The following is a 25,576-nucleotide window of genomic DNA, read 5'->3' on the forward strand; positions in this document are numbered from 1 at the left end:
GAATCATGGTCCGCGTCTCCAGCCCCTGCATCCGCGTCTGCACCCTCGACCCCGAAACCGGGCTCTGCGAAGGCTGCGGCCGCACGCGGGAGGAGATCACGCGCTGGTACCGCCTGCCGGAGGAGGAGCGCCAGAAAATCATGGCGCAGTTGCCGGAGCGCATGCGCGAGGCCTTCGCCCCCGAACGCGACAAGGCCGAGTGATGCCGGGGATTCGTGGCGCAGGCGGGTTGCTGCTGATCGCGGCGCTGCTGATCGCCCTCTTCGCCGATGCCCCCATCGCCGATCTGTCTCCCCTCGAGGCCGCAGGTCTCCTGGGCCTCGGCGGCATCAGCCTGATTCTCGCCGCCTCTATCATCGAAGGTTTCGGCCAGCATTGGACCTATGGCGTGCAGGCGACCGCCGTGAGCGGCGGCGTGCTGATCGCGCTCCTCGTGACGTACGCCTCACGCAGCGAGTTGCAGACCGTTCTCGACCGCGCCATCGGCGACATCGCGGTCGGACGCACGGTGGTGACGCCGAATGGCGAGGTGGTCGCGGCGCGCAAGACGGACGGCAGCTTCCTGCTCCAGGGCAAGGTCAATGGGCATGACACGCGCTTCGTCTTCGACACCGGCGCGAGCACCGTGGTGCTGCGCGCGGACAATGCGATCACCCTCGGCTTCAAGCCGGAAACGCTCGATTATTCCGTTCCCGTCGCAACGGCGAACGGCGGGGCGCTCGCGGCTCCCGTCGTCATCGAGAGCCTGTCCGTCGGGCCGATCACCGAGCGCAACGTGCGCGCGCTCATCGCCCGCGAAGGCGTGCTGCACGCCAATCTCCTCGGCATGACGTTCCTGGAACGCCTCGGCTCCTACGAGGTGCGTGGCAACCGCCTGATCCTGAGGGCGAAGGACACTCTCAGCCGAGCGGAGTGACCGTCACTTGCGCCCGGGCTCGGTCACCGCCGATTGGTTGAAAATGAGCGCGCGCGGATCCGCGCGCATGGCATCCTCGCTGCAGGCTTCCGGCCCGAGGTGCCCCTTGAGGCGCGGGTAGCGTTCTGCGAGCTCATCGAGGGTGATGTTGTCGGGAATGCGCGGGTGCGCGACGCAGATCGCCCCTTCCGCCCCCCAGGCCGCCTCGAACGCCATGCCGGCGGCGACGCCCGGATCCTGAATCCCGAACCGGTCGTAGAGATTGACCAGGGTGCCGTTCTTCGTGCTCGGGCGGTCGTCGCCCCCGTAATCGGCGCGCAGCAGGTGGATGCAGGCCCGGAGAAGGTCGCCCATCGGTACGCCCTCCCTCGCCTCCCAGGGGCGGTATCCGAACAGGACGCACTTGCCCTCCGCGCCACTGGTGCAGGTGAGATTGAAGCCTCCCTTCCCATCGGGGAATGCGAAGGCCGCGCGGCGCCCGCCCGGATCGGGATGGCAGAGATCCGTCGCGCCCCCGTCGGCCTGGTGCACGGACAGGTGATAGAGCGGCAAGGGCGCGCGAAGGATGGTCCGGTCCTCCTCGAACCCGTCGATCCGGACCTCGACGTCCTGCTGCCCCTGCCGGAGGACCAGCGTCATGCCGACGAGGTCGTCCCCGCGCAGGATACGGCCATCGTCGAGCCTCAGGACCAGTTCCGTGTCCTCGAGCCGGATCTGCCCTTCGAGGGCCTGCAGCGGCAGGCCCCGTCCGAAGGCAAAGAGGAGGATCAGCCCCCAAAAGAGGACAGCACGTCGGCGCATGGGATCGACGGCTCTCCGGCGCGCCGGAGAGCCGCTCGCTGCTTCGTGGATTTACTTGAGAAGGACGCGCGAACCGTCCTTCAGGAGGACGGCCTCCACCTTGTCGGACGCAAGGCCCTGCCTTGCGATCCCGTTGACGGTGATGCCATTCGCACTCAGGCCGTTCGCGCCATTCGGCGGCGGCCTCTCATCCTCGATCCCGGCAAACCAAGCCTGTGCCTCCGCGGCTGCGACGAGGCCGAGCCCGAGAGCAAAGGCGGCTGAGATAGAGCGGATCTTCATGATGGTCTCCCACAATGTTCGGGTGGCGGCAGCAAGCTTGGCCATTCCCGACATGGCTAAAATAGCTCGAACATTGTTTCAGTAAAGACCATGCGATGTAATTTCATTCACAGGCGTGCGGTATCGCACCCGTCGGTATGGCCCGAGACCGACTTCTCGCCCTCTGCCGCCAGGATCCGCTCGCCCGAATGGTCAGGCCGCGTCCGCCGCTGCGTTTGCCTGATCCAGGCGCTCCATGGCGCGGGAGACGTGCGCCACCGCATCGCGAAGGGTCTGGAGATCGGCTCCCGGCTTGACCGCTTCCGTCGCCAGATGACGGCGGTAGGCCCGCGCTCCCGGGCGGCCCGTGAAGAGGCCGAGCATGTGCCGGGTGATTCTGCTCAGGCGCTCGCCCTTCTGCAACTGCGCAGCGATGTAGGGTTCGTAAGCCTCGATCGCCTCGAAGCCGTCGGCTACCGGCGGCTCCTCACCGTAAAGCTCCCGGTCCACGCCGAGCAGGATCTCCGGCTCGTGATAGGCGACACGGCCCAGCATGACCCCGTCCACATGCGCGAGATGCCCGTAGATCTCGGCCCAGCTCTTGATGCCGCCGTTGATCGCGATGGGCAGGTCGGGCCGCACCGCCTTGAGACGATAGACACGGTCATAATCCAGAGGCGGAATGTCCCGGTTCTCCTTGGGCGACAGGCCCTTCAGCCAAGCCTTGCGGGCATGGACCGTCAGCTCGTCGCAGCCGGACGCGACGACGCATTCGGTCAGGCGGTCGAGGGCCTCTTGCGTGTCCTGATCGTCCACGCCGATGCGGCACTTCACCGTCACCGGCAAGGAGACGGCAGCCTTCATGGCTGCCACGCATTCGCCCACGAGCACGGGCTCCTGCATGAGGCAGGCCCCGAAACGTCCGTTCTGTACTCGATCGGAGGGGCAACCCACATTGAGGTTGATCTCGTCATAGCCGAAATCGGCGCAGATCTTGGCCGCCTGGGCAAGCTCCTCCGGGTTCGATCCGCCGAGCTGCACCGCCACCGGATGCTCGGTCTCGCTGAAGCCGAGGAGCCGCTCCCGCGGCCCGAAGATGACCGCGCCCGTGGTCACCATCTCCGTATAAAGCCGCGCCCGGCGCGACATGACCCGGTGGAACGCGCGGCAATGCCGGTCGGTCCAGTCCATCATAGGCGCAACGGTGAAGAATTTCTGGGTCATCGTTCAGGTGCGATCGGGCTCGGGTCAGGCGGCCCTTTTCCAATATCGCGGCGACGATCACAAGGAAAATAAGCGATCGCCAGTGTCACACGCGGGCCGCGACTACCTAATCTTGGCTAATATCGTTCCGCACATCAAGCATAAAATTGTATATTTTTCTTATCGGCAACGCTTGGAACACTCGCCCTGAGAATACGTTCTCCAGGTCCAATAACCGCATCCCTCAAGGAGCGTAATGATGAAGAAAGTGCTTGGTATTACTTGTGCTGCCGCCATGATGATGGCGCTTCCTGCGGCGACGTATGCGCAGACTTCTCACGGAAACATAAACGCGAACAGCGCAACTCAATTTGCACCCGGTCAGAAGATGAAGTCGGATACGTCCGGCTCGGTGACCACCCCCGGCGCTTCGGGTTACGCCCCCGGCCACCAGATGAAGTCGGATACGACCGGCTCCGTCACGGCCCCTGGCGCTTCCGGCTACGCCCCCGGCCAGCAGAAGAAGCTGCCGACGGGCGCCTCGGGCTCGACCTCCTCGACGGTCAAGGTCAAGTAACTCTTCTCGCGGATTGCGGAGGGACGTCGCGCGCTCCCTCCGCGTCCTTTCCGATCTCAGATCAGATCTGCCACCTTGGCGCCTAGCGCCGAGATGGCATCACTTGGTTTCAGCCTGACCTGAAGCCCACGCTGGCCGCCGTTCATGTAGACCTCTTCATGAGCAAGGGCCGCTCGCTCGACGAGAGTCGGAACGCGCTTCTTCTGGCCGAAGGGGCTGATGCCGCCCACATGATAGCCGGTGACCCGCTCCGCATCGGCGGGCTTCATCATCTGCGCCGCCTTGCCGCCCAGAGCCGCGGCAAGCTTTTTAAGGTTCACCTCCCGGTCGGAGGGAACGACGACGCAGGCCGGCTTTCCATCCACCAGCACCATCAAGGTTTTGAGCACGCCGTTGGGATCCACCCCCATGGCCTCGGCCGCCTGCAGGCCGATGCGCTCCGCGTCCGGGTCATACGCGTAAGCATGGACCGTGAAGGGAACGCCCGCCTGCTGGAGGGCCTGCGTGGCCCGGGTCGTCTTGGACATGAGGTGGCTTCAGGACAAGGCGGGATCAGTGATCGTGCTTGTGCCCATGATGGTGGCCGCCGCAGCCGCAGCCGTGACCATGCTCATGGGGATGATCGTGCCCATGCTCATGACCATGCTGGTGATCGTGCGAATGCCCGTGCGCATGATCGTGATGGTGGTGCTCGTGCCCGTGGTGATGCCCATGGCCGTGCTCATGGTCGCAGACATGGGTGCTGCGCTCCGGCTTGAACGGGCGCTCCACCGGGGTCACCGTACAGCCCTGCCCGCGCGCCAGCTCCGCGAGAGCCGGGTCGTTCTCGATATAGAGGGCGTCACCCGCGATCTCTGCGAGGCCGTGGTTCGAGCCCAGGTGCCAGGCGAGGCGCATGAGACGAAGCGGGTTCTCGGCCTTCACCTCCAGCAGCGCCTCGGGCTTGGCCTTCACCTGAACGAGGCGGCCATCCTCAAGGCGGAGCGCATCGCCGTCGTTGATGGTGGTCTCCATGTCGAGATCGAGCAGGATCTCCGTGCCGCCCTCACCTTTCAGATTCGCCTGCCGGCGGTTTCTGGCCGTGTGGTCGAGGGTCACCGTGTCGACGACACGGTCGGCCTTCACGGCGGGCTTGCGGACGATGGTGGTGACGCGGGGCATGGCTGTGTCTCGGGTAAGGTCTGGATGAGCGTTAGATAGGAAGCGCAGGGAGACAGTTAATACGCGATCTTGTCCGCCTTGTCGGCCCAGGCGTCGAAGACGGCCTTGGCCTCCAGGCTCGGCAGGTGGTCCATGGGGATGAGGCGCTCCGAGACCGGCTTGGGAATCTCGTCGTAGATCAGGCTGTCGTCGAAGCCGATCGCGGCGGCGTCATCGCGGGTATTGGCAAAGACGATGCGCGACACCCGCGCCCAATAGGCGGAGGCCAGGCACATGGGGCATGGCTCGCAGCTCGTATAGAGCGTGGCGCCCTCCAGGGAGAAATCACCGACCGCCTGGCAGGCGCGGCGGATCGCCGTGACCTCCGCATGGGCGGTGGGGTCGTTGGTGGAGGTCACCTGGTTCCAGCCTTCGGCCAGAATCGTCCCGTCGCGCACGACCACGGCCCCGAAGGGACCTCCGGCCCCCTCATCCATGTGCTGGCGTGACAGCTCGATGGCGCGCGCGAGATAGCGCTGGTCTTGTGTGTTCATGTCCGTCATGACGCTTATGTATCGCCTGGGAACACGAGAGGCGAGCGATTTCGGTCGAGCCGGCGGCGCTCCCGCTCCTGAAGCAGCTGGGCGGCCACGGAGGCGGCGATGACCGCCGGATCCTTGTCGGCGATGCCCGAAATTCCGATGGGGCAGACCAGCGATGCGATCGTCTCCCGGGGCATCCCGATCTCGCGGAATCGCTTCTCAAACCGCGCCCGCTTCGTGGCGCTGCCGATCAGGCCCACATAGGGAAAGCCGCGCCCCAGGGCCGCCGCCGTGATGGCCAAGTCGAGCGGGTGGTCGTGCGTCATCACGAGGATGAAAGAATCCGGCCGCGCCTGCTCGATTTCGGCTTCGGGGCTCCGCATGCGGACAGCCGCCGCATTCGCCGGCACATGGGAGGGAAAGGTCCCCTCCCGGTCGTCGAGCCAGCGCACGGAAAATGGCAGAGGGGCGAGCGCCAGCACGAGCGCGCGGCCCACATGCCCCGCGCCGAAGAGAAGGACGGGCGTGCGATCCTCGCCATGGGTCTCGCGCCATTGCGCCCCCGGGCCCGTATCCGCCACCGATGCCAGCTCGCGCCTGACGCGCCCGTTCTCCAGGCTGCATTCGACGTCGAAGAGGTTTCCCTTGGCCTCGGCTTCGACGAGAGGCGCGATGTCGTCGAGGTCGCGCCGGTCGAAGGTCTCGACGAGGATCTTCACCCGCCCGCCGCAGCACTGGCCGAGATCGGGGCCGAGCGCCTGATCGACGATTCTGGCCGGTCCCCGCCCCTCGCCGAGCATCTCACGGGCCACGTCGAGCATGAGGAATTCGAGCTGGCCGCCGCCGATGGTGCCGTGGAACGCGCCGTCGGGCCGCACGACCATATGCGCCCCGACCTCTCGCGGCGCGGAGCCCTTCACCTCGTGCACACTGATCAGGGCAGCAGCCCCATGCCGCGTAATGAAATCGGTGAGTTGGCGCCAGACCCTCACCCCATGAGCCTCCCCCGCAGAGCCTCGCAGGCGCGCAGGATCGCCTCTGGGGTCGCGGGCGCATCGAGCGGCACGGGCTTCGAAGGATCCAGCGCATGGACCGCATCGGCCAGGGCGCAGAACACGCTGTTCGCGAGCATGATCGGCGGCTCGCCGACGGCCTTTGAGCGGTAGACCGTCTCCTCCCGGTTGGCGTTGGGATAAAGCGCCACGCGGAAATCGGCGGGCACATCGGAGGCCACCGGGATCTTGTAGGTGGAGGGGGCGTGCGTGAGGAGATGCCCGTCCTTGCCGAATACCAGCTCCTCCGTGGTAAGCCAGCCCATGCCCTGCACGAAGCCGCCCTCGATCTGGCCGATATCGATGGCCGGATTGAGAGACCGGCCCACATCGTGAAGGATGTCCGCGCGCAGAAGCCGGTTCTCGCCAGTGAGCGTATCGACGATCACCTCCGAACAGGCAGCGCCGTAAGCGAAGTAGAAGAAGGGACGTCCCGTTCCCTTCTCGCGATCCCAGGTGATCTTCGGCGTCTTGTAGTGTCCCGCCTCAGAGAGCTGCACGCGGCCGAGAACACACCTCTTCACCAGCTCGTCGAAGGGGATGCTCTCGTTGCCGATGAACACGCGGTCGTCGCGGAATTCGATCTGATCCTCGGGCACGCCATAGGATTCGGCCGCATGGGCAATCATGCGCTTCTTGATCGCGCCCGCCGCGATCTTCGCGGCCATGCCGTTGAGGTCCGAGCCGGAGGACGCGGCCGTGGGTGAGGTGTTTGGGACCTTGGCCGTCGTCGTGGCGGTGATGCGCACGCGCTCCATGGCGATGCCGAACTCCTCGGCCACCACCTGCGCCACCTTGATATAGAGCCCCTGCCCCATCTCCGTGCCGCCGTGGTTGAGATGCACGGAGCCGTCCTGGTACACGTGCACCAACGCGCCCGCCTGGTTCATGTGCGTGAGCGTGAAGCTGATGCCGAACTTCACCGGCGTCAAAGCGATGCCGCGCTTCATGATCGGCGAGGTTGCGTTGTAGGCCGCGACGGCCTTGCGGCGCTCGCGGTACTCCGACGTCTTCTCGAGCATGCGCACGAGATCGTGGAGCGTATCCGTCTCTTCCACCTCCATGCCGTATGGCGTGAGATTGTCGCCCGGCCGGTAGAAATTGGCGTAGCGCACGTCGAGCGGATCGCGGCCCGTCGCCCATGCGATCCGGTCCATCACATGCTCGATGGCGAGCATGCCCTGCGGGCCGCCAAAGCCGCGGAAGGCGGTGTTCGAGACCGTGTTGGTCTTGAGCCGCTTCGAGGCGATGTGGACGGCGGGCATCCAATAGGCATTGTCCGCATGGAACATGGCGCGATCTACCACGCCGGCGGAGAGGTCCGCCGAATAGCCGCATCGCGCAAGCAGATCGACGGCGTAACCCTGGATGCGTCCGTCATCGTCGAAGCCGACGCGCCAGTCGCAGCGGAAATCGTGCCGCTTGCCCGTGAGAATGAAATCATCGTCGCGGTCCAGGCGGATCTTGCACGGACGCCCGGTGACGCGCGCGGCCAGGGCTGCCGTCACGGCCCATTGCGTCGCCTGGCTCTCCTTGCCGCCGAAACCGCCGCCCATGCGTCGGGTTTCGCAGGTCACGTAGGCGTCGGGAATGTCGAGCACGCGGGCGACCACGTGCTGCACTTCCGTCGGGTGCTGGGTCGAGGAATAGACATGGATGTCGCCGTCCTCGCCCGGAATCGCGAAAGCCACCTGCCCTTCGAGATAGAAGTGCTCCTGCCCGCCGACGCGAAACTGGCCTTCGAGCTGTTGCGGCGCGGCCTTGAGCGCCGCATCCACATCGCCGCGGCCATAGGCGTAATCGGGCAGCACGGTCTCGCCGCGCGCGAGCGCGTCCTCCACAGTGATGCTCGGCGTTTCGGACACGATCTCCATCACCGCCTTCTTCACCGCCCGCCGCGCGATGTCGCGGGTCGTCGCGACGACCGCGAACACGGCCTGCCCGAGGAAGCTGATCTCGCTGTCCACGAACAACGGATCATCGCCGAAGGCCGGCGAGACGTCGTTCCTGCCGGGAATGTCGGCGATGGTGAGAACAGCCACCACCCCCGGCGTATCGCGCACCGCGGAGACATCGAGTGACACCAGCCGCCCGCGCGCTTTGGGGGCTTGGCCGATGGCCACGTGGAGCGTGCCCTCCGGCTCGCGAATGTCGTCGATATATTGCGCGACGCCCTGCACATGCTTGGAGCCGGAATCGTGCGGCAGGGGCTGACGGACGTGGCGCAGCGTTTCCGAATCCATAGGCTTGGTGGGTGCGTTCATGGCCTTACTCCGCTGCTTCGAGCGCCTCGCGCTGGCCGATGATCCGCGTCGCGCGCGTCTCGCCCGACGCGATTTCGCTCAACGCCTTGAAAACGAGATTACGCGCCACCGTCAGGCGGTAAGCGGCAGAGGCGCGGTGATCGTCGAGGGGTTGATAATCGCGCGCGATGGCGGCCATCGCCTCGCCCCAGCTCGATGGCTCATCGAGAGAAACGCCTGCGAGCGCGGCTTCGGTTTCCAGCGCGCGCTTCGGAATGCCCGCCATGCCGCCGAACGCGATGCGGGCTCCGGCGATCCTTCGCCCGTCGAGCGTGACTTTGAAGGCGCCCATGACAGCGGAGATATCCTCATCGAAGCGCTTGGATACCTTGTAGGCGCGGAATGCCTCGTTCTCCCTTGGCTTGGATACCTTGACGCTGCACACGAACTCGCCTGGAAGGCGGTCCTGCTTGCGATAGGCGATGAAGAAATCCTCGAGAGGAAGCGACCGAACCACCTCGCCTCGCCGTAGTTCAAGTTCGGCCCTCAGAGCGATGAGAGCCGGCGCGAGATCGCCGATGGGCGACCCATTGGCAATGTTGCCGCCGACCGTGCCGGAGGCGCGAATCTGCGCCGAACCGAAGCGGCGCACGAGCTCGCCGAGATCAGGATCGATGTTCTTCAGCGCAGAGAAGGCCCGCGCCAGGGTAGCGGCAGCGCCAAGGCTCAGCACATCCCCCTTATCGTCGATATGATTTACGATGTGACAAAGGCTGGTGATGCGTCCGAGCCAGATGATCTTTTCAAGCTCCGCCATGCCCTTGGTGATCCAGAGACCCACATCGGTAGAACCTGCAACCAGCGTGGCATCGGGATGTTGCATGTAAAGATCGGCGAGCGATGCTTCGCTGGCGGGAGCGGCGAAGAAACCGTTCCCGTGAGGGATGAAGATGTCTTGGCGATCCCTCAACCCGTTGAGCCCCCGCGCCGTCTCCTCATTCGCCAGCGAGAAGGAATCACCCGGCCCCTCGGCGCAGGCCTGCAAGGACGCGTCCACGATAGGCCGATAGCCGGTACAGCGGCAGAGATTGCCCGCCAGTGCATCGTTGACCGCCTCCCGGGTCAGAGGCCTCGGATGATTCTGATAAAGCGTGAAAAGGCTCATCACGATGCCGGGCGTGCAGAAGCCGCATTGCGAGCCATGGTTTGCGACCATGGCGGCCTGGACGGGGTGCAGCTTTCCGTCTTTCGCCAGGTCCTCGACCGTGACGACCTCTGCCCCGTCCACCTGGCCCAGGAGGAGGATGCAGGCATTGACCGGCTGATACCAGACGTGGTCGCCCCAGGCACGGCCAAGCGCTACGGTACAAGCCCCGCAATCGCCTTCGGCGCAGCCCTCCTTCGTTCCGACCCGGCGCTCCTGAAGCCTCAAGTAATCCAGGAGCGTGGTGCGCGGGTGAAAGCCGGAAACTTCGATGAGCTGACCATTGCGCCAGAAGCGGATCGCGTCTCGTGCCAAGATATTCCTCCGCCGGGTTCTTCCCGGCCTCTTATGGTGGGTCGGGAAGAATGGCGGAGCAAGGGCTTTTCGCCAAGGAGACTTTCTGCGGATGCCGGTCTTACCAGGAACCGGTATTCGGCATGGAGGCCCAGGGCTCTTGCACGGGCTTGGGCTCGCCGCGCTGCAGCAACTCGATGGAGATGTTGTCGGGCGTCCTGATGAAGGCCATGTTGCCGTCGCGGGGGGGACGATTGATGGTGACGCCCGCCTCCATCAGCTTCCGGCAGGTCTCGTAGATGTCGTCGACCCGGTAGGCGAGATGGCCGAAATTCCGGCCTCCGGAATACTCATGCTCGTCCCAGTTGTAGGTCAGCTCCAGAAGCGGAGCCTTGGTATCCTTGGCCTTCTCCACGTCCCCGGGGGCCGCCAGGAAGACGAGAGTGTAGCGGCCCTTTTCGTTTTCCGTCCGGCGAACCTCGACGAGACCGAACTTGTTGCAGAAAAAATCAAGCGACTGCTCCAGATTCGACACCCGGACCATTGTGTGGAGGTATTCCATAAATCATCTCCCTTATAAGGCTCGCCCAGGGTGATGGCGCATTTGGCGGAGAGATCAAGACCTATGCTTTTTACCCGCGGAAAAAGCCTTGGAATTGTCCAACTGGACGTGACTTTTATCAGCCGTCGCTTCAGACAGTCTGCCCCCATGCCGTCGATCCGCCACGATTCAAGGTAATTTTATTCTACAGAGAGTTGCCGATGCGCACCGATGTCGCCCAGATCGTTCGCCTTGAGGATTACCGGCCCAGCGATTTCCTCATCGACCGGGTCGAGCTGGACGTCAGGCTTCATCCGACGGCGACGAGGGTCACGGCGACGCTGTCCCTGCGGCCCAACCCGGCCGGGCGCTCGGACGTTCCCCTGGTTCTCGACGGCGACGAGGTGAACCTGAAATCCGTCGCCCTCGACGACCGGCCGCTGGAAACCGGCGAGTTCGAGGCTCAGCCCCAGTCTCTCACGATATCCCAGCCTCCGCAGCACCCCTTCAGGCTTACCATCGAGACCGAGATCAACCCGATGGCGAACACCAAGCTCATGGGCCTTTACCGGTCGGGCGGGAATTACTGCACGCAATGCGAGGCCGAGGGCTTCAGGCGCATCACCTATTTCCTCGACCGGCCCGACGTGCTCGCCGTCTACACCACGCGCATCGAGGCGGAGCGCGAGGAAGCTCCGGTTCTGCTCGGCAACGGAAACCCGGTCGAAAGCGGACCCGTCGAGGGGACCGACCGGCATTACGCCGTCTGGCACGATCCCTTCCCGAAACCGTCCTACCTGTTCGCGCTGGTCGGCGGACGCCTCGGCCGCGTCGCCAAACCCTTCAGGACGATGAGCGGACGAGACGTGGAGATTGCAGTCTACGTGGAACCCGGCAAGGAGGACCGCGCCGGATACGCTCTCGACGCGCTCGAACGCTCCATGGTCTGGGACGAGAAGGTGTTCGGCCGCGAGTACGATCTCGACGTCTTCAACATCGTCGCCGTCTCCGATTTCAACATGGGCGCGATGGAGAACAAAGGGCTCAACATCTTCAACGACAAATACGTCCTGGCGAGCCCCGAGACCGCGACCGACACGGATTACGCGAATATCGAAGCGATCATCGCGCATGAGTATTTTCACAACTGGTCCGGGAACCGCGTGACCTGCCGCGACTGGTTCCAGCTCTGCCTGAAGGAAGGACTGACGGTCTTCCGCGATCAGGAATTCTCCTCGGACGAACGCTCGCGGCCCGTGCACCGCATCGCGGAGGTGAAAGCCCTGCGGGCGCGGCAGTTTCTCGAGGATGCGAGCCCCCTCTCCCATCCCGTGCGGCCGAGCCAGTATCGCGAGATCAACAATTTCTATACCGCGACCGTTTACGAGAAGGGCGCCGAGATCGTCCGCATGCTCAAGACGCTCATCGGCGCCGAGGATTTCCGCCGCGGGATGGACCTCTACTACGAGCGTTGCGATGGCACCGCGGCCACGGTCGAGGATTTTCTGAAAGCCTTTGCCGATGTCACCGGACGCGACCTCACCCATTTCGCGCGCTGGTATGCCCAATCCGGCACGCCGCGCGTGAGCGTGAGCGGGCATTTCGACGAAGCCGCGGCAACCTATCGCCTCGACTTCGAGCAGCGGACGCCGCCGACATCCGGACAACCCACGAAGGAGCCGATGGTGATCCCCGTGGTGCTCGGTCTCGTGGCCGAGGACGGGAAGGCGATGCCGGCCTCCTGTGAGTGCGTGAATGCGCGCGGCGTCTTCATTCTGGACAAGGCAGAGGACAGCATCACGTTCACGGACGTTCACGCGCGCCCTGTTCCCTCACTCTTCCGCGGCTTCTCGGCGCCCGTGAAGCTTTCCCTCGACCTTTCGAACGAGGATCTTCTCGTTCTGCTCCGGCACGACACGGACGCGTTCAATCGCTGGCAGGCGGCGCAGACGGTCGCGATGCGCACGCTCGTCGCGCTCTCGACGGGAGCACCGGTGAGCGACGAGGAAAAGGACTCGCTCGCCTCCGCTTTCCGCTCCTTCATGGAAACGGACGCTCTGATCGATCCAGCCTTCGCAGCGCTCGTCCTGACGCTTCCCAGCGAAGCCGACATCGCTCAGGAAATCGGGAAGGATGTGAACCCTGACGCGATCCACCGCGCCCGCAAGGCTTTGCGCCGACATATCGGCAAGGGAAGCTTCGCGCACCTGGTGCAATTGCATCGTTCTCTCACGCAGACGGAGCCCTACAGCCCCGATGCCGCGAGCGCCGGAAGGCGAGCGCTGCGCAACGCCGCGCTCGACCTCCTCGCCTCGGCCGATCAGCGCGAAGGAGAGAGACTTGCGAGCGAACAATTCGAGACCGCCAGCAACATGACGGATCGACTGGCGTCCTTGAATGTTCTGATGACGATTCCCGGAATGGTTCGAGAGAACGCCATCAGGAGCTTCGAAGAGCGCTATCGCAACGAGCCGCTCGTGATCGACAAGTGGTTCACTCTACAGGCCGCGATCCCGGAAGACACGACGCTCGATCGCGTGAAACGCCTGATGGAACACCCTGCCTTCTCGTTCAACAACCCGAACCGCGTGCGCTCCCTCGTCGGCAGCTTCGCGATGCTCAACCAGGTGCAGTTCAATCGGGAGGACGGAGCGGGCTACGCGTTTCTCGCATCCGTCGTGCTGCGCGTCGACGAGCTGAATCCCCAGCTTGCATCAAGGCTGCTCACTGCCTTCAGCACGTGGAAGATGATGGAGCCCGTTCGTCGCTCTCACGCGCGGCGGGCGCTGCAATCGATTGCGCAAAAGTCGAATCTTTCCCGCGATGTAGGAGACATCGTGAATCGATCGCTTGAAGAGAGCCAGGCAGCCTGAAGCAGGCTTGGCGCAAGCCGCGCCGGGTCGAGTTATCCCGAACTATCCCCAGGCCTGAAGGGGGATGAGAATTTTTTATTAACCAAACCGATCCTATAGCTGGACAAATCACCTGCCCGTGATTCTATTGTTGATGATTCGGAGAGATGCGGCACGTCCTCCGAATGAGGACAGTTTCGGTTCCGAAGGGAGCATCGCATGGCGGGGGCGGTGACCGCATGCGTACCCGCACGCGCGGGTACGATTCTAGGTGTAGCGAGATCGGACGCAAACCCGGCTTATCGCCGGCTCGAGCAATATGAATCCTTGCTCAGGCTTGCTGTTCCGGCCGTTCTCATTCTCTTTCTCATCACCTTGGCCGGCAGCGCCTGGATTCAGATCCGCGACGGCCGCCGCGACACTCTGCTCGACGCCATCCAGGACATCGACATCATTGCCTCGCTTTCCGCTGCGAAGCTTGCCAACCACCGCGCTCCCGCGGATCGCGCGCAGGCCGCAGCGGAGCTCGGCACACTCGCCAAGGACATGCCGGCGAGCGCCCTGAGCCAGAACCGGACCCTTCTCCTGATCAATCATTCGGGCGCGGTCATCGCCACCTATCCCGAGATGGACGACGCCCCGCGGACCCTGGCCGAAATTCTCGGCGACGCGCAGCCTCTGGCGCTGTTCGCCGACCGCGCAGGCGTGATGACGGTCAGAATGGCGAGCGGCAACGAAGGCATCGCGACCGTGCGCGCGCTCCCGGCGTCATCCGGCCAGATCGCCGTGGTTCAGCCCCTGCCCCACGTTCTCGCGGGCTGGTGGACGCGGACCATCGGTCATGTTTCCCTGCTCGGCGCGACGATCATGGTGCTTCTCGGCATCGGCGTCGCATACATGATGCAGGCCAACCGCGCCCGCGCCGCCGACGAAGTGTGCGAGAAGGTGCGCGACCGGATCGACTCCGCCCTGAATCGCGGACGCTGCGGCCTGTGGGACTGGGACATCGGACGGGGCCGGATCTACTGGTCCGATTCCATGTATGAGCTGCTGGGCTACGAGCGGCAGGACGAGTTCCTCTCGTTCGGTGAAGTGAACACCATGATCCATCCGGACGATCAGGATCTCTACACGCTCGCAGAGCAGCTCGCTTCCGCCACCACGTCCCTTGTCGATTACGAGTTTCGCATCCGCAGCATCACGGGCGACTGGGTCTGGCTGCGCGCCCGCGCGGAACTGATGAACGATCCCGACGACGCCGCGAGCCATCTCGTCGGCATCGCCGTCGACGTCACGGAGCAGCGCGGCCTCGAAGAGAAGACCGCCCGCGCGGATGCGCGCCTGCACGACGCCATCGAGGCCATTTCCGAGGCCTTCGTCCTCTGGGACGCCAACAACAATCTCGTGCTCTGCAATTCGAAGTTCCAGAAGCTCCACGAGCTTCCGGCCGATGCCAACCTGCAGGGCAAGTCCTATGCCGAAGTGATGGCGCTGGGCCGCCCGCCCGAAGTGCAGCATCAGTTCCTGCGCCGCGAGCAGCAGGACGTGGGCGCGCGCACCTTCGAGGCACGGCTGCAGGACGGCCGCTGGCTCCAGATCAACGAGCGCCGCACGAAGGACGGCGGCTATGTGTCGGTCGGCACGGACATCACCGCACTCAAGCGTCATGAGCACCGCCTCGTCGAATCCGAGAAGGAACTCATCGCCACCGTTCTCGATCTCAAGCAATCCCGCCAGAAGCTCGAGGCGCAGACCCAGCAGCTTGCGGACCTCGCCGAGCGTTACCTGGATCAGAAGGCGCAGGCCGAGAGCGCCAACCGCGCGAAGTCCGAGTTCCTCGCCAACATGAGCCATGAGCTGCGCACGCCGCTGAATGCCATCATCGGCTTCGCGGAGGTCATGCAGAGCGGCATCTTCGGTTCGCTCGGTTCGGAGAAGTACGAGGAATACTGCGCCGATATCCGCTCGAGCGGCGAATATCTCCTGTCCGTCATCAACGACATTCTCGACATGTCGCGCATCGAGGCGGGCCGCACGACGCTCAAGAAGCAGCCTCTCGAGATTCACGCGTCAATCCAGCGGGCGCTCAAGCTCGTCAGCGAGCAGACAAAGGCCAAGAACCTCGTCGTTACGGTCGACGTGACGCCTGAAGACATCGTGGCGCCCGCAGACGAGCGTGCGCTCCATCAGATCCTCGTGAACCTGCTTCAGAACGCGACCAAGTTCACCAGCGAAGGCGGCTGCATCACCGTGCGCACCCGTCTCGCCGGCGGCGCCGTCAACATCTATGTCGAGGACAACGGCATCGGCATCCCGGACCATGCCCTTCACAAGCTCGGCCAGCCTTTCGAGCAGGTCGAGACCGAGTTCTCGAAGAGCTACAAGGGTTCGGGCCTGGGCCTCGCCATCGCCCGCTCACTCGCGGAACTCCATGGCGGCAGCCTCCGCATCAAGAGCCAGGAAGGCGTCGGCACCATCGTGCTCGTCCACTTGCCTCTCGCCGAAGCCACGAACGCCGACATCGCCCTCGCGGACGCCGCTGCCTAGAGCATAGGACGTAAGTTCGAACTCACGCCCGATGCTCTAGGCTTTTGATTGTGAGCCTCTTTCCACGCAAAACCGGTTCCCACTTTTGCGTCCGAGGCTCTAGGACGTTCCCTGGCATCCTCCACCGTCATCCCCGGGCTTGTCCCGGGGACCCACGTCTTGAAAGCGCGGTGTTTCCGAAGACGTGGATGGCCGGGACGAGCCCGGCTATGACGGGAGAATGAAAGCAGCCGCTGGAACCCGGTCAGCTCAGGACGCGGTCGTAGATCTCCCGCACATGCTCCCGCATCGCGTTCAGATGCGTCAGCAGCACCTTGGCATCGGGCAGGCCCGCGATCGTCGCGAGGCGCTTGAAGATGGCGGGCGGAACGCGGTCGGGCTCGAAGGGACCTTCGATCGCCAGCCGCTGCCATTGGAAGATCGCGTTGAACTGCCGATGAGCCTCGACGAGATCTTTCGCATCCCCACCTGAGAGCAGCCCGAGTTCGCTCACCTCGTGAAAGGTTTCTTCCGAAGGCAGTCCGATCAGCGAACTATGCCGGCTTGCATGCGCGAGAACGAGCGCCTGCGCGACGAAGTCGAGGTCGGTCAAACCGCCCTTTGCGAGCTTGAGATCCCACGGGTCGTCGTCGCCTTTCTCCTCGGCGATCAGGTCGCGCATCGCGCGGACTTCAGAAATGACGTGACGCGCATCCCGCTCGGCGCCGACGATATGTTTGATGGATTCCGCGACGCGCGACGCGAAGTCGGGATCCGCGAACAGGATGCGGGCGCGCGTGAGAGCCATGTGCTCCCACAGATCGGCCTCGCTCTGCTGATAGGCGACGAAGCCCTTGTACTGCGAAGCGACCGGCCCTTTCCCGCCCTGAGGCCGCAGGCGAAGGTCGACCTCGTAGAGGAGCCCGCGCCGGGTCGGCACGGTCAGCGCCGCGACGAGGCGCTGGGTGAGGCGGGTATGATACACGACGGCGTCGAGGGCTCGGGGCCCCGTGCTGTCGCGCTGTTCCTCATCGAAATCATAGATGACGACGAGGTCGAGATCCGAGCCTGCCGTGAGTTCCTTTGTGCCGAGACGGCCGAGTCCGAGAATGGCGACCTTGGCGCCGGGAACGATTCCGTGTTCGGCCTCGAATTCCTGCCGGACACGCTCGAAGGATGCTCGGACGATTGCGGACGCGATCGCCGCATATCCCTCGCCCGCCTGTGCGGGCGAGATGATTCCGGAGAGAAGCCGCGCGCCCGTGATGAACCTCATCTGCCGCCCCGCATCGCGGGCACGGTCGAGAAACTCCTCGTAATTGGCGGGGCTCCCGATGATCTGCCGCACATGCTGTTCGATGGCGGCCTCGTCGACCCGCGGAATGCCGAAGGCGGGGTCGATCAGGACATCGAGTACATGCGGCGATTGCGCCACCGTGTTGGCGAGACGCGGGGCCGTCCCGAGAAGGTCCGCGAAGCGAAGGCGCAGCTTGTCGTGAGATTGCAGGATCGTGAGGAGTTCAACGGCGGCCGGCATGCGGCCGAACGCACTGTCGAGAGCGGCGAGCGCCCCATCGGGATCGGCGGTGCCGCCGAGGGCGGAGAGCAAGGCGGGGGTCAGCTCGGTCAGCACCTCGCGCGCCCGCGCACTGGTGATGGCGGAGCGCCGTCCGAAATGCCAGCCGCGCACGGTCTCGGCCGCCTTCTCCGGCTCGCGGAACCCCATGCGCTGGAGGGTGGCGAGCGTTTCCGGATCGTCGCTGGTGCCGGTAAAGACCAGGCTGCCCACGTCGGACGCGAGCTCCGGCCCCTCCTCGAAGAGCAGCGCGTAATGGCCCTGCACGATCTTCGCCTGATCCGTCAGCGCCTTCGAGAACGCCTTGAGGCTGGGATAGCCGCAGAAGAGGGCGAAGCGCTTGAGGTCTTCCTCGTCAGAGGGAAGCCGCTGCGTCTGCTCGTCGGCGACCATCTGGAGCCGGTGTTCGATGGTTCGCAGGAAGCGATAGGCGTGAGAGAGTTCGTCGCGCGCCTGAGCCGTGATCCAGCCTTCGTTGTGCAGCTCCACCAGCATGTCGAGGGTGCGCCGCCCTCGAAGCGCGGGGCGTCTGCCGCCGAACACGAGCTGCTGCGTCTGCACGAAGAACTCGATCTCACGGATGCCGCCACGTCCGAGCTTGATGTCGTGTCCCGCCACCGCAATTTCGTCGTGCCCGCGCACCGCATGGATCTGCCGCTTCATGGCGTGCACGTCGGCGATGGAGGCGAAGTCGAAATACTTGCGCCAGATGAAGGGGCGCAGCTCCTTGAGGAAGGTCTCGCCCAGGGCCAGATCGCCCGCGACGGGCCTCGCCTTGATGAAGGCCGCGCGCTCCCAGTTCTGCCCGAGCGTCTCGTAATAGATATAGGCCGAGGACAGCGACATCGCCGTGGGCGTCGAGCCCGGATCCGGACGCAGGCGGTAATCGACGCGATGCACGTATCCGTCCGGCGTCCGCTCCTGCAGCAGCTTGGCGAGCTGCTGGGCGATGCGGGTATAGATGGTCGTCGCTTCGGCGCCCTCCTTGATCGCCCGCGTTTCGGGATCGAAGAAGATCACGAGGTCGATATCGCTCGAATAGTTGAGCTCCCCTGCCCCGTGCTTGCCCAGGGCGAGCACCGTGACGCCCGAGCCCTCACCCGGATTTTCCGGGTTCTGGAGCGTGATGCGGCCGAGATCCGCATTCTCCATCAGGATCAGATTGAGGCCGCCCGAGACGGACGCATCCGCGAAGCCGGAGAGGGCCTGCGTCACCTCCTCCGTTCCCCAGAGGCCGCCGATATCCGCGAGAGCCACCAGAAGTGCATGGGCGTTGCGGTTGCGCCGAAAGGCTGCGGCCGCATCGTCGCGGGTCATCTCGCCCGCGCGCATGCGGCGGAACAGGTTGGCCTGATCGTCGAGGATAGAGGAATGGACGGCCTCGGGATCCTCCAGCGCGAGCCGCGCCGCGCGCGCCGGATCGGCGAGGACGAGCTGCCAGAGGAAGGGAGAATAATCGGCCAGGCCCATCAGGAGATCGCGGAGCAACCCCTCTTCGAGATGCGGCAGCAGCGCCGCAGCCTTCGGCTCCCGGCGGACGCGCTCCATGAACTCCGCGAGTTCAGCCTTGGCCTTCTTGAGATCGGAAACGGGCGGGGCCTGCGTCAGGCGGCTGATGAGGGAGCGGTTCTGATCCGGCACTGCCAATCCATCCATGTCTTGAGATGGCCTGAGTGTTCACGCCGCCGGGCAAGAGGCAACCGAAAAGTGAGCCGTCTCCCTTCGACGTGAGGCTCAGGCGGCGGACGGCAGGGCGACCTGCGAGACCGGGGCCTCCTTCAAAGGCAACATCAGGACGACGCGAAGCCCGGGCGCATTGTCCTCCAGCAGGAGTCGTCCCTGGTGGAGCCGCGCCACGGCGGCGGCAAGGCTCAGGCCGAGACCGAAGCCCGGACGCGAGCGCGCCGATTCCAGCCGCACGAACCGCTCCAGGACATGGCTGCGCTCCTCCTCCGGAATTCCCGGCCCGCGATCCGCCACGACGATCCTCACGTCCTGACCGATGCGCTGGGCTGACACGGCGATCGTCTGTGGGCTGCCATCGGGAGCAGCTCCGTATTTGAGCGCATTGTCGAGGAGATTGGCCATCGCCTGGCCCAGCAATTCGCGGCTTCCGTGGATCGGCAGTTCGTTTTCGACAGACACGTCGAGCGAAACGCCGACTTCTTCCGTCACAGCCTCGTAGAGTTCGGCGACGTCCCGCACGGCTTCCGCGGCATCGAAATCGGCCAATCCCTCGCGCGCATTGCCCGCTTCCAGCCGGGCGATCATGAGAAGCGCGTTGAAGATGCGGATCAGATTGTCGCTTTCCTCGATGGTGGCTTCGAGGGCCGCCTTGAGTTCGTCGGGGGTCTTGGCCGTGCGCAGCGCCTCGTCCGCCTTGTTGCGCAGCCGCGTCAGCGGCGTCTTGAGGTCATGCGCGATGTTGTCGGAAACCTCGCGCATGCCGCGCATCAGCTCGCCGATACGGTCGAGCATGTCGTTGAGGTTCTCCGCCAGGCGATCGAGCTCGTCCCCCGTTCCGGCCACCTTCAGCCGCCCGTCGAGATCGCCCGCCATGATATCGCGTGTGATGTCCGTCATGTCGTCGACGCGCTTGAGCACGCGCCGCGCGATGAACCAGCTGCCCAGGCAGCCCAGGACGCCGATGAACAGCAGGGAATAGCCGATCGCCTTGTGGATGACGTCGCGAAGACGTATTCGCTCCTCGATGTCGCGGCCGACCAGCAGGCGGAAGCCGCCCGGCAGGAGATAGACGCGCACGAGGGCGACGTTGGGCTTGGTATCCGTCTCGTCCGTGCGGTTGTAGAGCGTCTCGAACTGCCCGACGCGGTCGATCACGCCGGGAGGCAGGGCCCCGACATTGCCGGCGACCCTTTCGCCGAGTTCCGTCGTGACGAGATAGAGCGACGCGCCGGGCTGGCGGGAGCGCCGGTCGACCACGTTCACCAGGCGACGGAGCCCCCCGTTCCTGTATTGCTGCGCCAACCCGCTGATCTCGCTCTCGATGGTCGAGACGAATTGGTCGGTCAGCACCTTCTCGGCGCTCCAGGCGACGTAGCCCAGCGTCACGAAGGCGAATAGCGTGAAGACGACGAGGTACGCGAAGGACAGCTTGAACGCGGTGGTCCGGAAGAGCTTGCCAAGGCCGGTCATTGGGGCACGCTCATTCCTCTCCCTCCACCGAACCGACCCGGACCATGTAGCCCGCGCCGCGGATGGTGTGGATGAGGGGCTTGTCGAAGCCCTTGTCGATCTTGGACCGCAGCCGAGAGACGTGGACGTCGATCACGTTGGTCTGGGGATCGAAATGGTAATCCCACACATGCTCCAGCAGCATGGTGCGCGTGACGACCTGATTGGCGTTCTTCATCAGGTATTCGAGCAGCCTGAACTCGCGGGGCTGCAGCACGATCTCATGACCCGAGCGCGTCACGCGGTGGGACAGGCGATCGAGTTCGAGATCGGCGATGCGGTAGATTGTCGGCTCGGTGCTCGGCGCGGACGCGCGGCGTCGCGAGAGAACTTCGACGCGGGCCAGGAGTTCGGAGAAGGCGTAAGGTTTCGGGAGATAATCGTCGCCGCCCGCCCGCAGGCCCTTCACCCGGTCGTCTACCTGTCCCAGGGCGGAGAGAATGAGCACCGGCGTCTCGACCTTCTGTTCGCGCAGAGAGCGAATGAGCGAGAGGCCGTCGAGTTTCGGCAGCATGCGATCGACCACGAGCACGTCGTAATCCCCGGCCTCGGCCATGGCATAACCGTCGAGCCCATCGGCGGCATGGTCCGCCACGTGGCCGGTCTCCCGGAACGCCTTCACGAGGTAGGAAGCCGCCTCTTTGTCGTCCTCGATGATGAGAATCCGCATAGCCTGTCTTCAACGCACTCCAAAGCATCGGAGTGATATCGCACTCACCTCCGATGCTCCCTTCTTCGATGAGCGCATCGTGCGACGCGCCAAGCCCGCGGCGGACCGACCCTGGAGGGGGAGGAGGCCGGCTCACCGCGGGCAGAAGACACCAGGTGTCGGGGGCAATCAACATCTAACATCCTGGCGCCTGTTCGCTGCCGAAGGATCAGGCTCCCTTCGGCTGACTGGCGACCTCGAGGGTAACGGTCCGCTCCTTGCCCTGGCGCCAGAGAGTGAGCGACAGGGTCTTGCCGGGCGCGACCTGGGCGACCTTGCGCGAGAGGTCCTTGGCCTCGTTGATCGGCTGGCCGTCCACGGCGATGATGGTGTCGCCCGTCTGGACGCCCGCCTTCGCGGCCGGACCGTCCTTGATCGCGTCGGCCACGAGGGCGCCCTTCGCCTCCTTGAGGCCGATGGCCTCCGCGATCTCCTTGGTGACCGGCTGCATCTGCACGCCGATGAAGCCGCGGGTCACGGTGCCCTTGTCCTTGAGCGACGCGACGACCTGCTCCACGGTGCTCGCCGGAATGGCGAAGGCGATGCCGACGCTGCCGCCGGAGGGCGAGTAGATCGCCGTGTTCACGCCCACGACCTCACCGGAGAGGTTGAAGGTCGGGCCGCCGGAATTGCCCTTGTTCACCGGCGCGTCGATCTGGATGAAATCGTCGTAGGGGCCTGCGCCGATATCGCGGTGCTGGGCTGAAACGATGCCGGCCGTCACCGTGCCGCCGAGGCCGAACGGATTGCCGACCGCGAGCACCCAGTCGCCGATGCGGGCCTTCTGCTCGGCGAGGCGCACATAGGGGAAATCGCTGCCCCCATCGACCTTGAGCAGGGCGATGTCGGTCTTGGGGTCGGTGCCGATCACCTTGGCGGGCAGCTCCTTGCCGTCGTCCATGGTCACGGTCACGTCGGCGGCGTTCTCCACCACGTGGTTGTTGGTCACGACATAGCCGTCAGCCGAGATGAAGAACCCGGAGCCCAGGGCCTGACCGAACTGACGCGGCTGCTGACGGTGCCCGCGTGGACCATCCGGCTGCAGGTCGCGGAACTGGCGGAAAAAGCGCTCCATGGGGCTGCCGGGCGGAAAATCGGGGAGTGCGAACTGCTGGCCATCCTCATCGTCGCGGGACGCCACGTTCTGCACCTTGACCTTCACGGCGACGACCGCGGGCTTCACCTTGTCGATCATGTCGGCGAAGGACGGCAGGCCCTGCATCGGCTGCGACATGGAGCGCAGCTCGGCATGGGCCGGACTGGGAACGACGAGCCCGGTTTGAACGGCGCCGCCCGCGATCAGGGCGGCGACTGCCGCCGCGCCGAGCCATTTGGCCGTCCTTTTACGGATGGGAGCAAGAACCTTGTCCGACATCTCTCTTCTCTCCTGAAAGAACCTTTTCTCGGTTCGTGTGAGGAGGAAGATGGGGGTTCGCGCCTTACGGCACTCTCACCTCAAGATGAAAACTTGGTAAGGTTTCGCTCAGGAGGCCGAGCGGTCCCGGCTGAGCAAAGCCTCCAGGGCCTTCTGCTCCTCCTCGTCGAGGGTTTGAGCGCCTTGCGGACGCCTGCGGAGGGCGACATAGGCCCCTACGGCCCCTAACACGAGGACCAGGGCCGGGGTCAGCCACAGAAGCATGTTGTGGGCGCTGAAGGTGGGTTTCAGCAGGACGAACTCGCCATAGCGCTGCACCAGGAAGTCCCGCACCTGCTGGTCGTCGTCGCCGGCCACGAGCCGCTCGCGCACGAGAAGCCGCAGGTCCTTGGCGAGTTGCGCATCGGAATCGTCGATGGACTGGTTCTGGCAGACGAGGCAACGCAGGCCCGAGGAGATGTCCCGCGCCCGCTTTTCGAGAGCCGGATCCTTCAGCACCTCGTCGGGCTGAACGGCGAAGGCCGGCCCGCCGACGGCGAGGAGAGCGAGAAGGGCAAGAACGAACCGCATGACGTCACTCCGCAGGGACAGGCGCGGCGGCGGAGACTTTGGCGCGCGTCGGAGCGCCGATCCGCAGCCGACGATCGGTCAGGGAGATGCCTCCCCCTAAGGCCATGATGAGAGCGCCGATCCAGATCAGCAGCACGAGGGGCTTGTAGTAAAGCCGCACGCCCACCGAACCGTCGGCCTGCACGTCGCCGAGGCTGACATAGACTTGCCCGAAGCCCACCGTCATGATGCCGGCCTCGGTCGTCGGCATGCCGCGGGTCACGTAGAGGCGCTTCATGCTCTCCAGGGTGCCCAAAGCTTGGCCATCGCGGAGGATGGTGAAGACCGCCGCATCCTCCCGGTAATTGGCCTCGGTGCGGGGGACGACCCGCTCGAGCCGGGCCTCGTAATCTCCGGCCTTGATACGCTCGCCGATCTTGACCGTCGCGAGCGCTTCCACGCCCCAGGCGGTGGCGGCGATGCCGATGACCGTGAGGCCGACGCCAGCATGGGCCAGCACCGTGCCCCAGGTGGAGCGCGGCAGGTTGGCGGCCTTGCGCCGGGCGACCGACAGGGGCGTGCCCTTGGACCAGGAGCGGGTCACGATCTCGTTCAACGAGCCGAGCACCAGATAGACTCCGAGGCCGATTCCGAGCGGCGCTGCGACGGGGCCGCCATGCGTCATGGCGAAGATCCCGACCGTGGCGAGGAGCGAGAGGCCGAACACGGCATAAAGGCGCTGCGCGGTCCCGAGGAAATTGCCGCGCTTCCAGGCGAGCGTCTGGCCGAGCGGCAGGAGCATCAGCAGCGGGATGATGAGCGGCAGGAAGGTGAAGTTGAAGAACGGCGCGCCGACGGAAATCTTGTCGCCGGTCAGCACCTCCAGCGCGAGCGGATAGAGCGTGCCGATCAGAACCGTCGCGCAGGCAGTCGCCAGGAACAGGTTGTTCACGACGAGGGCGCCCTCGCGGGAAACGGGCGCGAACAGGCCGCCCTGCTTGAGCAGGGGCGCGCGCCAGGCGAAGAGTGCGAGCGAGCCGCCGATGAAGAGGATGAGAATGCCCAGAATGAAGGTGCCGCGCTCCGGGTCGACGGCGAAGGAATGCACCGAGGTCAGAACGCCCGAGCGCACGAGGAACGTGCCGAGCAGGGACAGGGAGAAGGTGAGGATCGCGAGAAGGATCGTCCAGACCTTCAAAGCGTCGCGCTTTTCCATGACGACGGTGGAATGGAGAAGGGCCGTGCCCGCGAGCCACGGCATGAGGGAGGCGTTCTCCACCGGGTCCCAGAACCACCAGCCACCCCAGCCGAGTTCGTAATAGGCCCAGTACGAGCCCATGGCGATGCCGAGCGTCAGAAAGGCCCAGGCCCCGAGGGTCCAGGGGCGGACGATGCGCGCCCACACCGCGTCAATCCGCCCGTCGATCAGCGCCGCGATGGCGAAGGCGAAGGAGATCGAGAAGCCGACATAGCCGATGTAGAGCAGCGGCGGATGGATCGCGAGACCGGGATCCTGCAGCAGCGGGTTCAGGTCCTGTCCCTCGGGGGCGGCCGGAATGAGCCGCGTGAAGGGATTCGACGTGAGCAGGATGAAGAGCAGGAAGGCGATCGTGATCGCAGCCTGAACCGCCAGCGTGTTGGCCTGGAGCCGCAGCGGAATGCTGCCTCTCGCGAGAGCCACCACGGACCCGAACAGCGCGAGGATGAGCACCCACAGGAGCATTGAGCCCTCGTGGTTCCCCCAGACACCAGAGATCTTGTAGATGAGCGGCTTGGCCGAATGCGAGTTCTCGACCACGTTCACGACGGAAAAGTCGGAGGTCACGTAGGCGAAGGTCAGCGCCAGGAACGAAAAGGCGATGCAGGCAAAGACGGCGAGGCCCGTCACGGGCGCCACCGACATCAGCACGGGATCGTTGGCGCGCGCGCCCCAGAGCGGCACGACGAACTGGATCACGGATAGTCCGAGCGCCAGCGCAAGCGCGAAATGTCCAGCCTCAACGAACACCAGACTCTCCCT

Annotated in this window: 21 protein-coding genes; 5 read left to right on the forward strand and 16 right to left on the reverse strand. The window is 64.9% G+C overall.

Going from position 1 to position 25,576, the window contains the following annotated elements; genetic code table 11:
• Positions 1–5: 5 nt before the first annotated feature.
• A complete protein-coding gene (locus tag ACS5Q0_RS05405) occupies positions 6–203 on the forward strand; it encodes a DUF1289 domain-containing protein (RefSeq protein ID WP_473125583.1) in 198 nt (65 codons plus the stop codon).
• Complete coding sequence (locus ACS5Q0_RS05410) at positions 203–916, forward strand: retropepsin-like aspartic protease family protein (protein ID WP_473125584.1); 714 nt, start codon at positions 203–205, stop codon at positions 914–916. The genes ACS5Q0_RS05405 and ACS5Q0_RS05410 overlap by 1 nt, the downstream gene beginning before the upstream one ends.
• Before the next feature lie 3 nt (positions 917–919).
• On the opposite strand, the gene ACS5Q0_RS05415 is transcribed toward ACS5Q0_RS05410, so the two are convergent.
• The 3 genes from ACS5Q0_RS05415 to dusA form a co-directional block, all read right to left on the reverse strand.
• On the reverse strand, positions 920–1,717 hold the full coding sequence (locus tag ACS5Q0_RS05415; RefSeq protein ID WP_473125585.1) for an ADYC domain-containing protein: 798 nt from the start codon (positions 1,715–1,717) through the stop codon (positions 920–922).
• A gap of 51 nt (positions 1,718–1,768) precedes the next feature.
• Entirely contained in the window at positions 1,769–1,999 is a 231-nt protein-coding gene (locus ACS5Q0_RS05420; RefSeq protein WP_473125586.1) for a hypothetical protein, read from the reverse strand.
• Positions 2,000–2,191: 192 nt separating this feature from the next.
• Positions 2,192–3,202 (reverse strand): tRNA dihydrouridine(20/20a) synthase DusA, encoded by a 1,011-nt coding sequence (gene dusA / locus ACS5Q0_RS05425; RefSeq protein WP_473125587.1) that lies wholly within the window; start codon positions 3,200–3,202, stop codon positions 2,192–2,194.
• Between the two features lie 235 nt (positions 3,203–3,437).
• On the opposite strand from dusA, the gene ACS5Q0_RS05430 reads away from it, so the two are divergent.
• Positions 3,438–3,758, forward strand: coding sequence for a hypothetical protein (locus ACS5Q0_RS05430; protein ID WP_473125588.1), 321 nt, complete (start codon positions 3,438–3,440; stop codon positions 3,756–3,758).
• Between the two features lie 56 nt (positions 3,759–3,814).
• Here the strand turns inward: ACS5Q0_RS05430 and ybaK are convergent, their stop codons facing one another.
• The 7 genes from ybaK to ACS5Q0_RS05465 form a co-directional block, all read right to left on the reverse strand.
• Positions 3,815–4,285 carry a Cys-tRNA(Pro) deacylase gene (gene ybaK / locus ACS5Q0_RS05435; RefSeq protein ID WP_473125589.1) on the reverse strand — a complete coding sequence of 157 codons (471 nt, stop codon included), beginning with the start codon at positions 4,283–4,285 and terminating at the stop codon, positions 3,815–3,817.
• Between the two features lie 25 nt (positions 4,286–4,310).
• Positions 4,311–4,919, reverse strand: a complete 609-nt coding sequence (locus tag ACS5Q0_RS05440) for an urease accessory protein UreE (RefSeq protein ID WP_473125590.1) — start codon at positions 4,917–4,919, stop codon at positions 4,311–4,313.
• 56 nt (positions 4,920–4,975) lie between these two features.
• Positions 4,976–5,461, reverse strand: coding sequence for a nucleoside deaminase (locus ACS5Q0_RS05445; RefSeq protein ID WP_473125591.1), 486 nt, complete (start codon positions 5,459–5,461; stop codon positions 4,976–4,978).
• 5 nt (positions 5,462–5,466) lie between these two features.
• Entirely contained in the window at positions 5,467–6,432 is a 966-nt protein-coding gene (gene xdhC / locus ACS5Q0_RS05450; RefSeq protein WP_473125592.1) for a xanthine dehydrogenase accessory protein XdhC, read from the reverse strand.
• Positions 6,429–8,756, reverse strand: coding sequence for a xanthine dehydrogenase molybdopterin binding subunit (gene xdhB / locus ACS5Q0_RS05455; protein ID WP_473125593.1), 2,328 nt, complete (start codon positions 8,754–8,756; stop codon positions 6,429–6,431). Before xdhB ends, xdhC begins: the two co-directional genes overlap by 4 nt.
• A 4-nt stretch (positions 8,757–8,760) precedes the next feature.
• Positions 8,761–10,254: a xanthine dehydrogenase small subunit gene (xdhA, locus tag ACS5Q0_RS05460; protein ID WP_473125594.1), complete on the reverse strand. Its 1,494-nt coding sequence runs from the start codon at positions 10,252–10,254 to the stop codon at positions 8,761–8,763.
• 100 nt (positions 10,255–10,354) lie between these two features.
• Positions 10,355–10,795 carry a VOC family protein gene (locus ACS5Q0_RS05465; RefSeq protein ID WP_473125595.1) on the reverse strand — a complete coding sequence of 147 codons (441 nt, stop codon included), beginning with the start codon at positions 10,793–10,795 and terminating at the stop codon, positions 10,355–10,357.
• Positions 10,796–10,995: 200 nt separating this feature from the next.
• Between ACS5Q0_RS05465 and pepN the strand changes: the two genes are divergently transcribed.
• Together pepN and ACS5Q0_RS05475 are read left to right on the forward strand one after the other, a co-directional pair.
• A complete protein-coding gene (gene pepN, locus ACS5Q0_RS05470) occupies positions 10,996–13,647 on the forward strand; it encodes an aminopeptidase N (protein WP_473125596.1) in 2,652 nt (883 codons plus the stop codon).
• Positions 13,648–13,953: 306 nt separating this feature from the next.
• Positions 13,954–16,173, forward strand: a complete 2,220-nt coding sequence (locus ACS5Q0_RS05475; RefSeq protein ID WP_473125597.1) for a PAS domain-containing sensor histidine kinase — start codon at positions 13,954–13,956, stop codon at positions 16,171–16,173.
• A gap of 244 nt (positions 16,174–16,417) precedes the next feature.
• Here the strand turns inward: ACS5Q0_RS05475 and ACS5Q0_RS05480 are convergent, their stop codons facing one another.
• The 6 genes from ACS5Q0_RS05480 to ACS5Q0_RS05505 all read right to left on the reverse strand — a co-directional run bounded on the left by ACS5Q0_RS05480 (position 16,418) and on the right by ACS5Q0_RS05505 (position 25,564).
• A complete protein-coding gene (locus ACS5Q0_RS05480; protein ID WP_473125598.1) occupies positions 16,418–19,384 on the reverse strand; it encodes a bifunctional [glutamine synthetase] adenylyltransferase/[glutamine synthetase]-adenylyl-L-tyrosine phosphorylase in 2,967 nt (988 codons plus the stop codon).
• A gap of 78 nt (positions 19,385–19,462) precedes the next feature.
• The gene (locus ACS5Q0_RS05485; protein ID WP_473125599.1) at positions 19,463–20,884 is read right to left on the reverse strand and encodes a HAMP domain-containing sensor histidine kinase; all 1,422 of its coding nucleotides are present in this window, start codon (positions 20,882–20,884) and stop codon (positions 19,463–19,465) included.
• Positions 20,885–20,894: 10 nt separating this feature from the next.
• Complete coding sequence (locus ACS5Q0_RS05490) at positions 20,895–21,593, reverse strand: winged helix-turn-helix domain-containing protein (RefSeq protein ID WP_473125600.1); 699 nt, start codon at positions 21,591–21,593, stop codon at positions 20,895–20,897.
• Between the two features lie 208 nt (positions 21,594–21,801).
• Positions 21,802–23,007 carry a S1C family serine protease gene (locus tag ACS5Q0_RS05495; RefSeq protein WP_473125601.1) on the reverse strand — a complete coding sequence of 402 codons (1,206 nt, stop codon included), beginning with the start codon at positions 23,005–23,007 and terminating at the stop codon, positions 21,802–21,804.
• A gap of 108 nt (positions 23,008–23,115) precedes the next feature.
• A complete protein-coding gene (locus ACS5Q0_RS05500) occupies positions 23,116–23,577 on the reverse strand; it encodes a cytochrome c-type biogenesis protein (protein WP_473125602.1) in 462 nt (153 codons plus the stop codon).
• 4 nt (positions 23,578–23,581) lie between these two features.
• Positions 23,582–25,564 carry a heme lyase CcmF/NrfE family subunit gene (locus ACS5Q0_RS05505; RefSeq protein WP_473125603.1) on the reverse strand — a complete coding sequence of 661 codons (1,983 nt, stop codon included), beginning with the start codon at positions 25,562–25,564 and terminating at the stop codon, positions 23,582–23,584.
• Between the last annotated feature and the right edge of the window lie 12 nt (positions 25,565–25,576).

The organism is Microvirga sp. HS2, from assembly GCF_055792805.1.

Coding starts and splice junctions, on each gene's coding strand:
- xdhB (WP_473125593.1), bottom strand. CDS start 8,756: ATGAACGCACCCACCAAGCCTATGGATTCGGAAACGCTGCGCCACGTC.
- ACS5Q0_RS05445 (WP_473125591.1), bottom strand. CDS start 5,461: ATGACGGACATGAACACACAAGACCAGCGCTATCTCGCGCGCGCCATC.
- ACS5Q0_RS05430 (WP_473125588.1), top strand. CDS start 3,438: ATGATGAAGAAAGTGCTTGGTATTACTTGTGCTGCCGCCATGATGATG.
- pepN (WP_473125596.1), top strand. CDS start 10,996: ATGCGCACCGATGTCGCCCAGATCGTTCGCCTTGAGGATTACCGGCCC.
- ACS5Q0_RS05490 (WP_473125600.1), bottom strand. CDS start 21,593: ATGCGGATTCTCATCATCGAGGACGACAAAGAGGCGGCTTCCTACCTC.
- ACS5Q0_RS05415 (WP_473125585.1), bottom strand. CDS start 1,717: ATGCGCCGACGTGCTGTCCTCTTTTGGGGGCTGATCCTCCTCTTTGCC.
- ACS5Q0_RS05485 (WP_473125599.1), bottom strand. CDS start 20,884: ATGACCGGCCTTGGCAAGCTCTTCCGGACCACCGCGTTCAAGCTGTCC.
- ACS5Q0_RS05405 (WP_473125583.1), top strand. CDS start 6: ATGGTCCGCGTCTCCAGCCCCTGCATCCGCGTCTGCACCCTCGACCCC.
- ACS5Q0_RS05495 (WP_473125601.1), bottom strand. CDS start 23,007: ATGTCGGACAAGGTTCTTGCTCCCATCCGTAAAAGGACGGCCAAATGG.
- ACS5Q0_RS05465 (WP_473125595.1), bottom strand. CDS start 10,795: ATGGAATACCTCCACACAATGGTCCGGGTGTCGAATCTGGAGCAGTCG.
- ACS5Q0_RS05410 (WP_473125584.1), top strand. CDS start 203: ATGCCGGGGATTCGTGGCGCAGGCGGGTTGCTGCTGATCGCGGCGCTG.
- ACS5Q0_RS05500 (WP_473125602.1), bottom strand. CDS start 23,577: ATGCGGTTCGTTCTTGCCCTTCTCGCTCTCCTCGCCGTCGGCGGGCCG.
- ybaK (WP_473125589.1), bottom strand. CDS start 4,285: ATGTCCAAGACGACCCGGGCCACGCAGGCCCTCCAGCAGGCGGGCGTT.
- ACS5Q0_RS05440 (WP_473125590.1), bottom strand. CDS start 4,919: ATGCCCCGCGTCACCACCATCGTCCGCAAGCCCGCCGTGAAGGCCGAC.
- dusA (WP_473125587.1), bottom strand. CDS start 3,202: ATGACCCAGAAATTCTTCACCGTTGCGCCTATGATGGACTGGACCGAC.
- ACS5Q0_RS05420 (WP_473125586.1), bottom strand. CDS start 1,999: ATGAAGATCCGCTCTATCTCAGCCGCCTTTGCTCTCGGGCTCGGCCTC.
- ACS5Q0_RS05480 (WP_473125598.1), bottom strand. CDS start 19,384: ATGGATGGATTGGCAGTGCCGGATCAGAACCGCTCCCTCATCAGCCGC.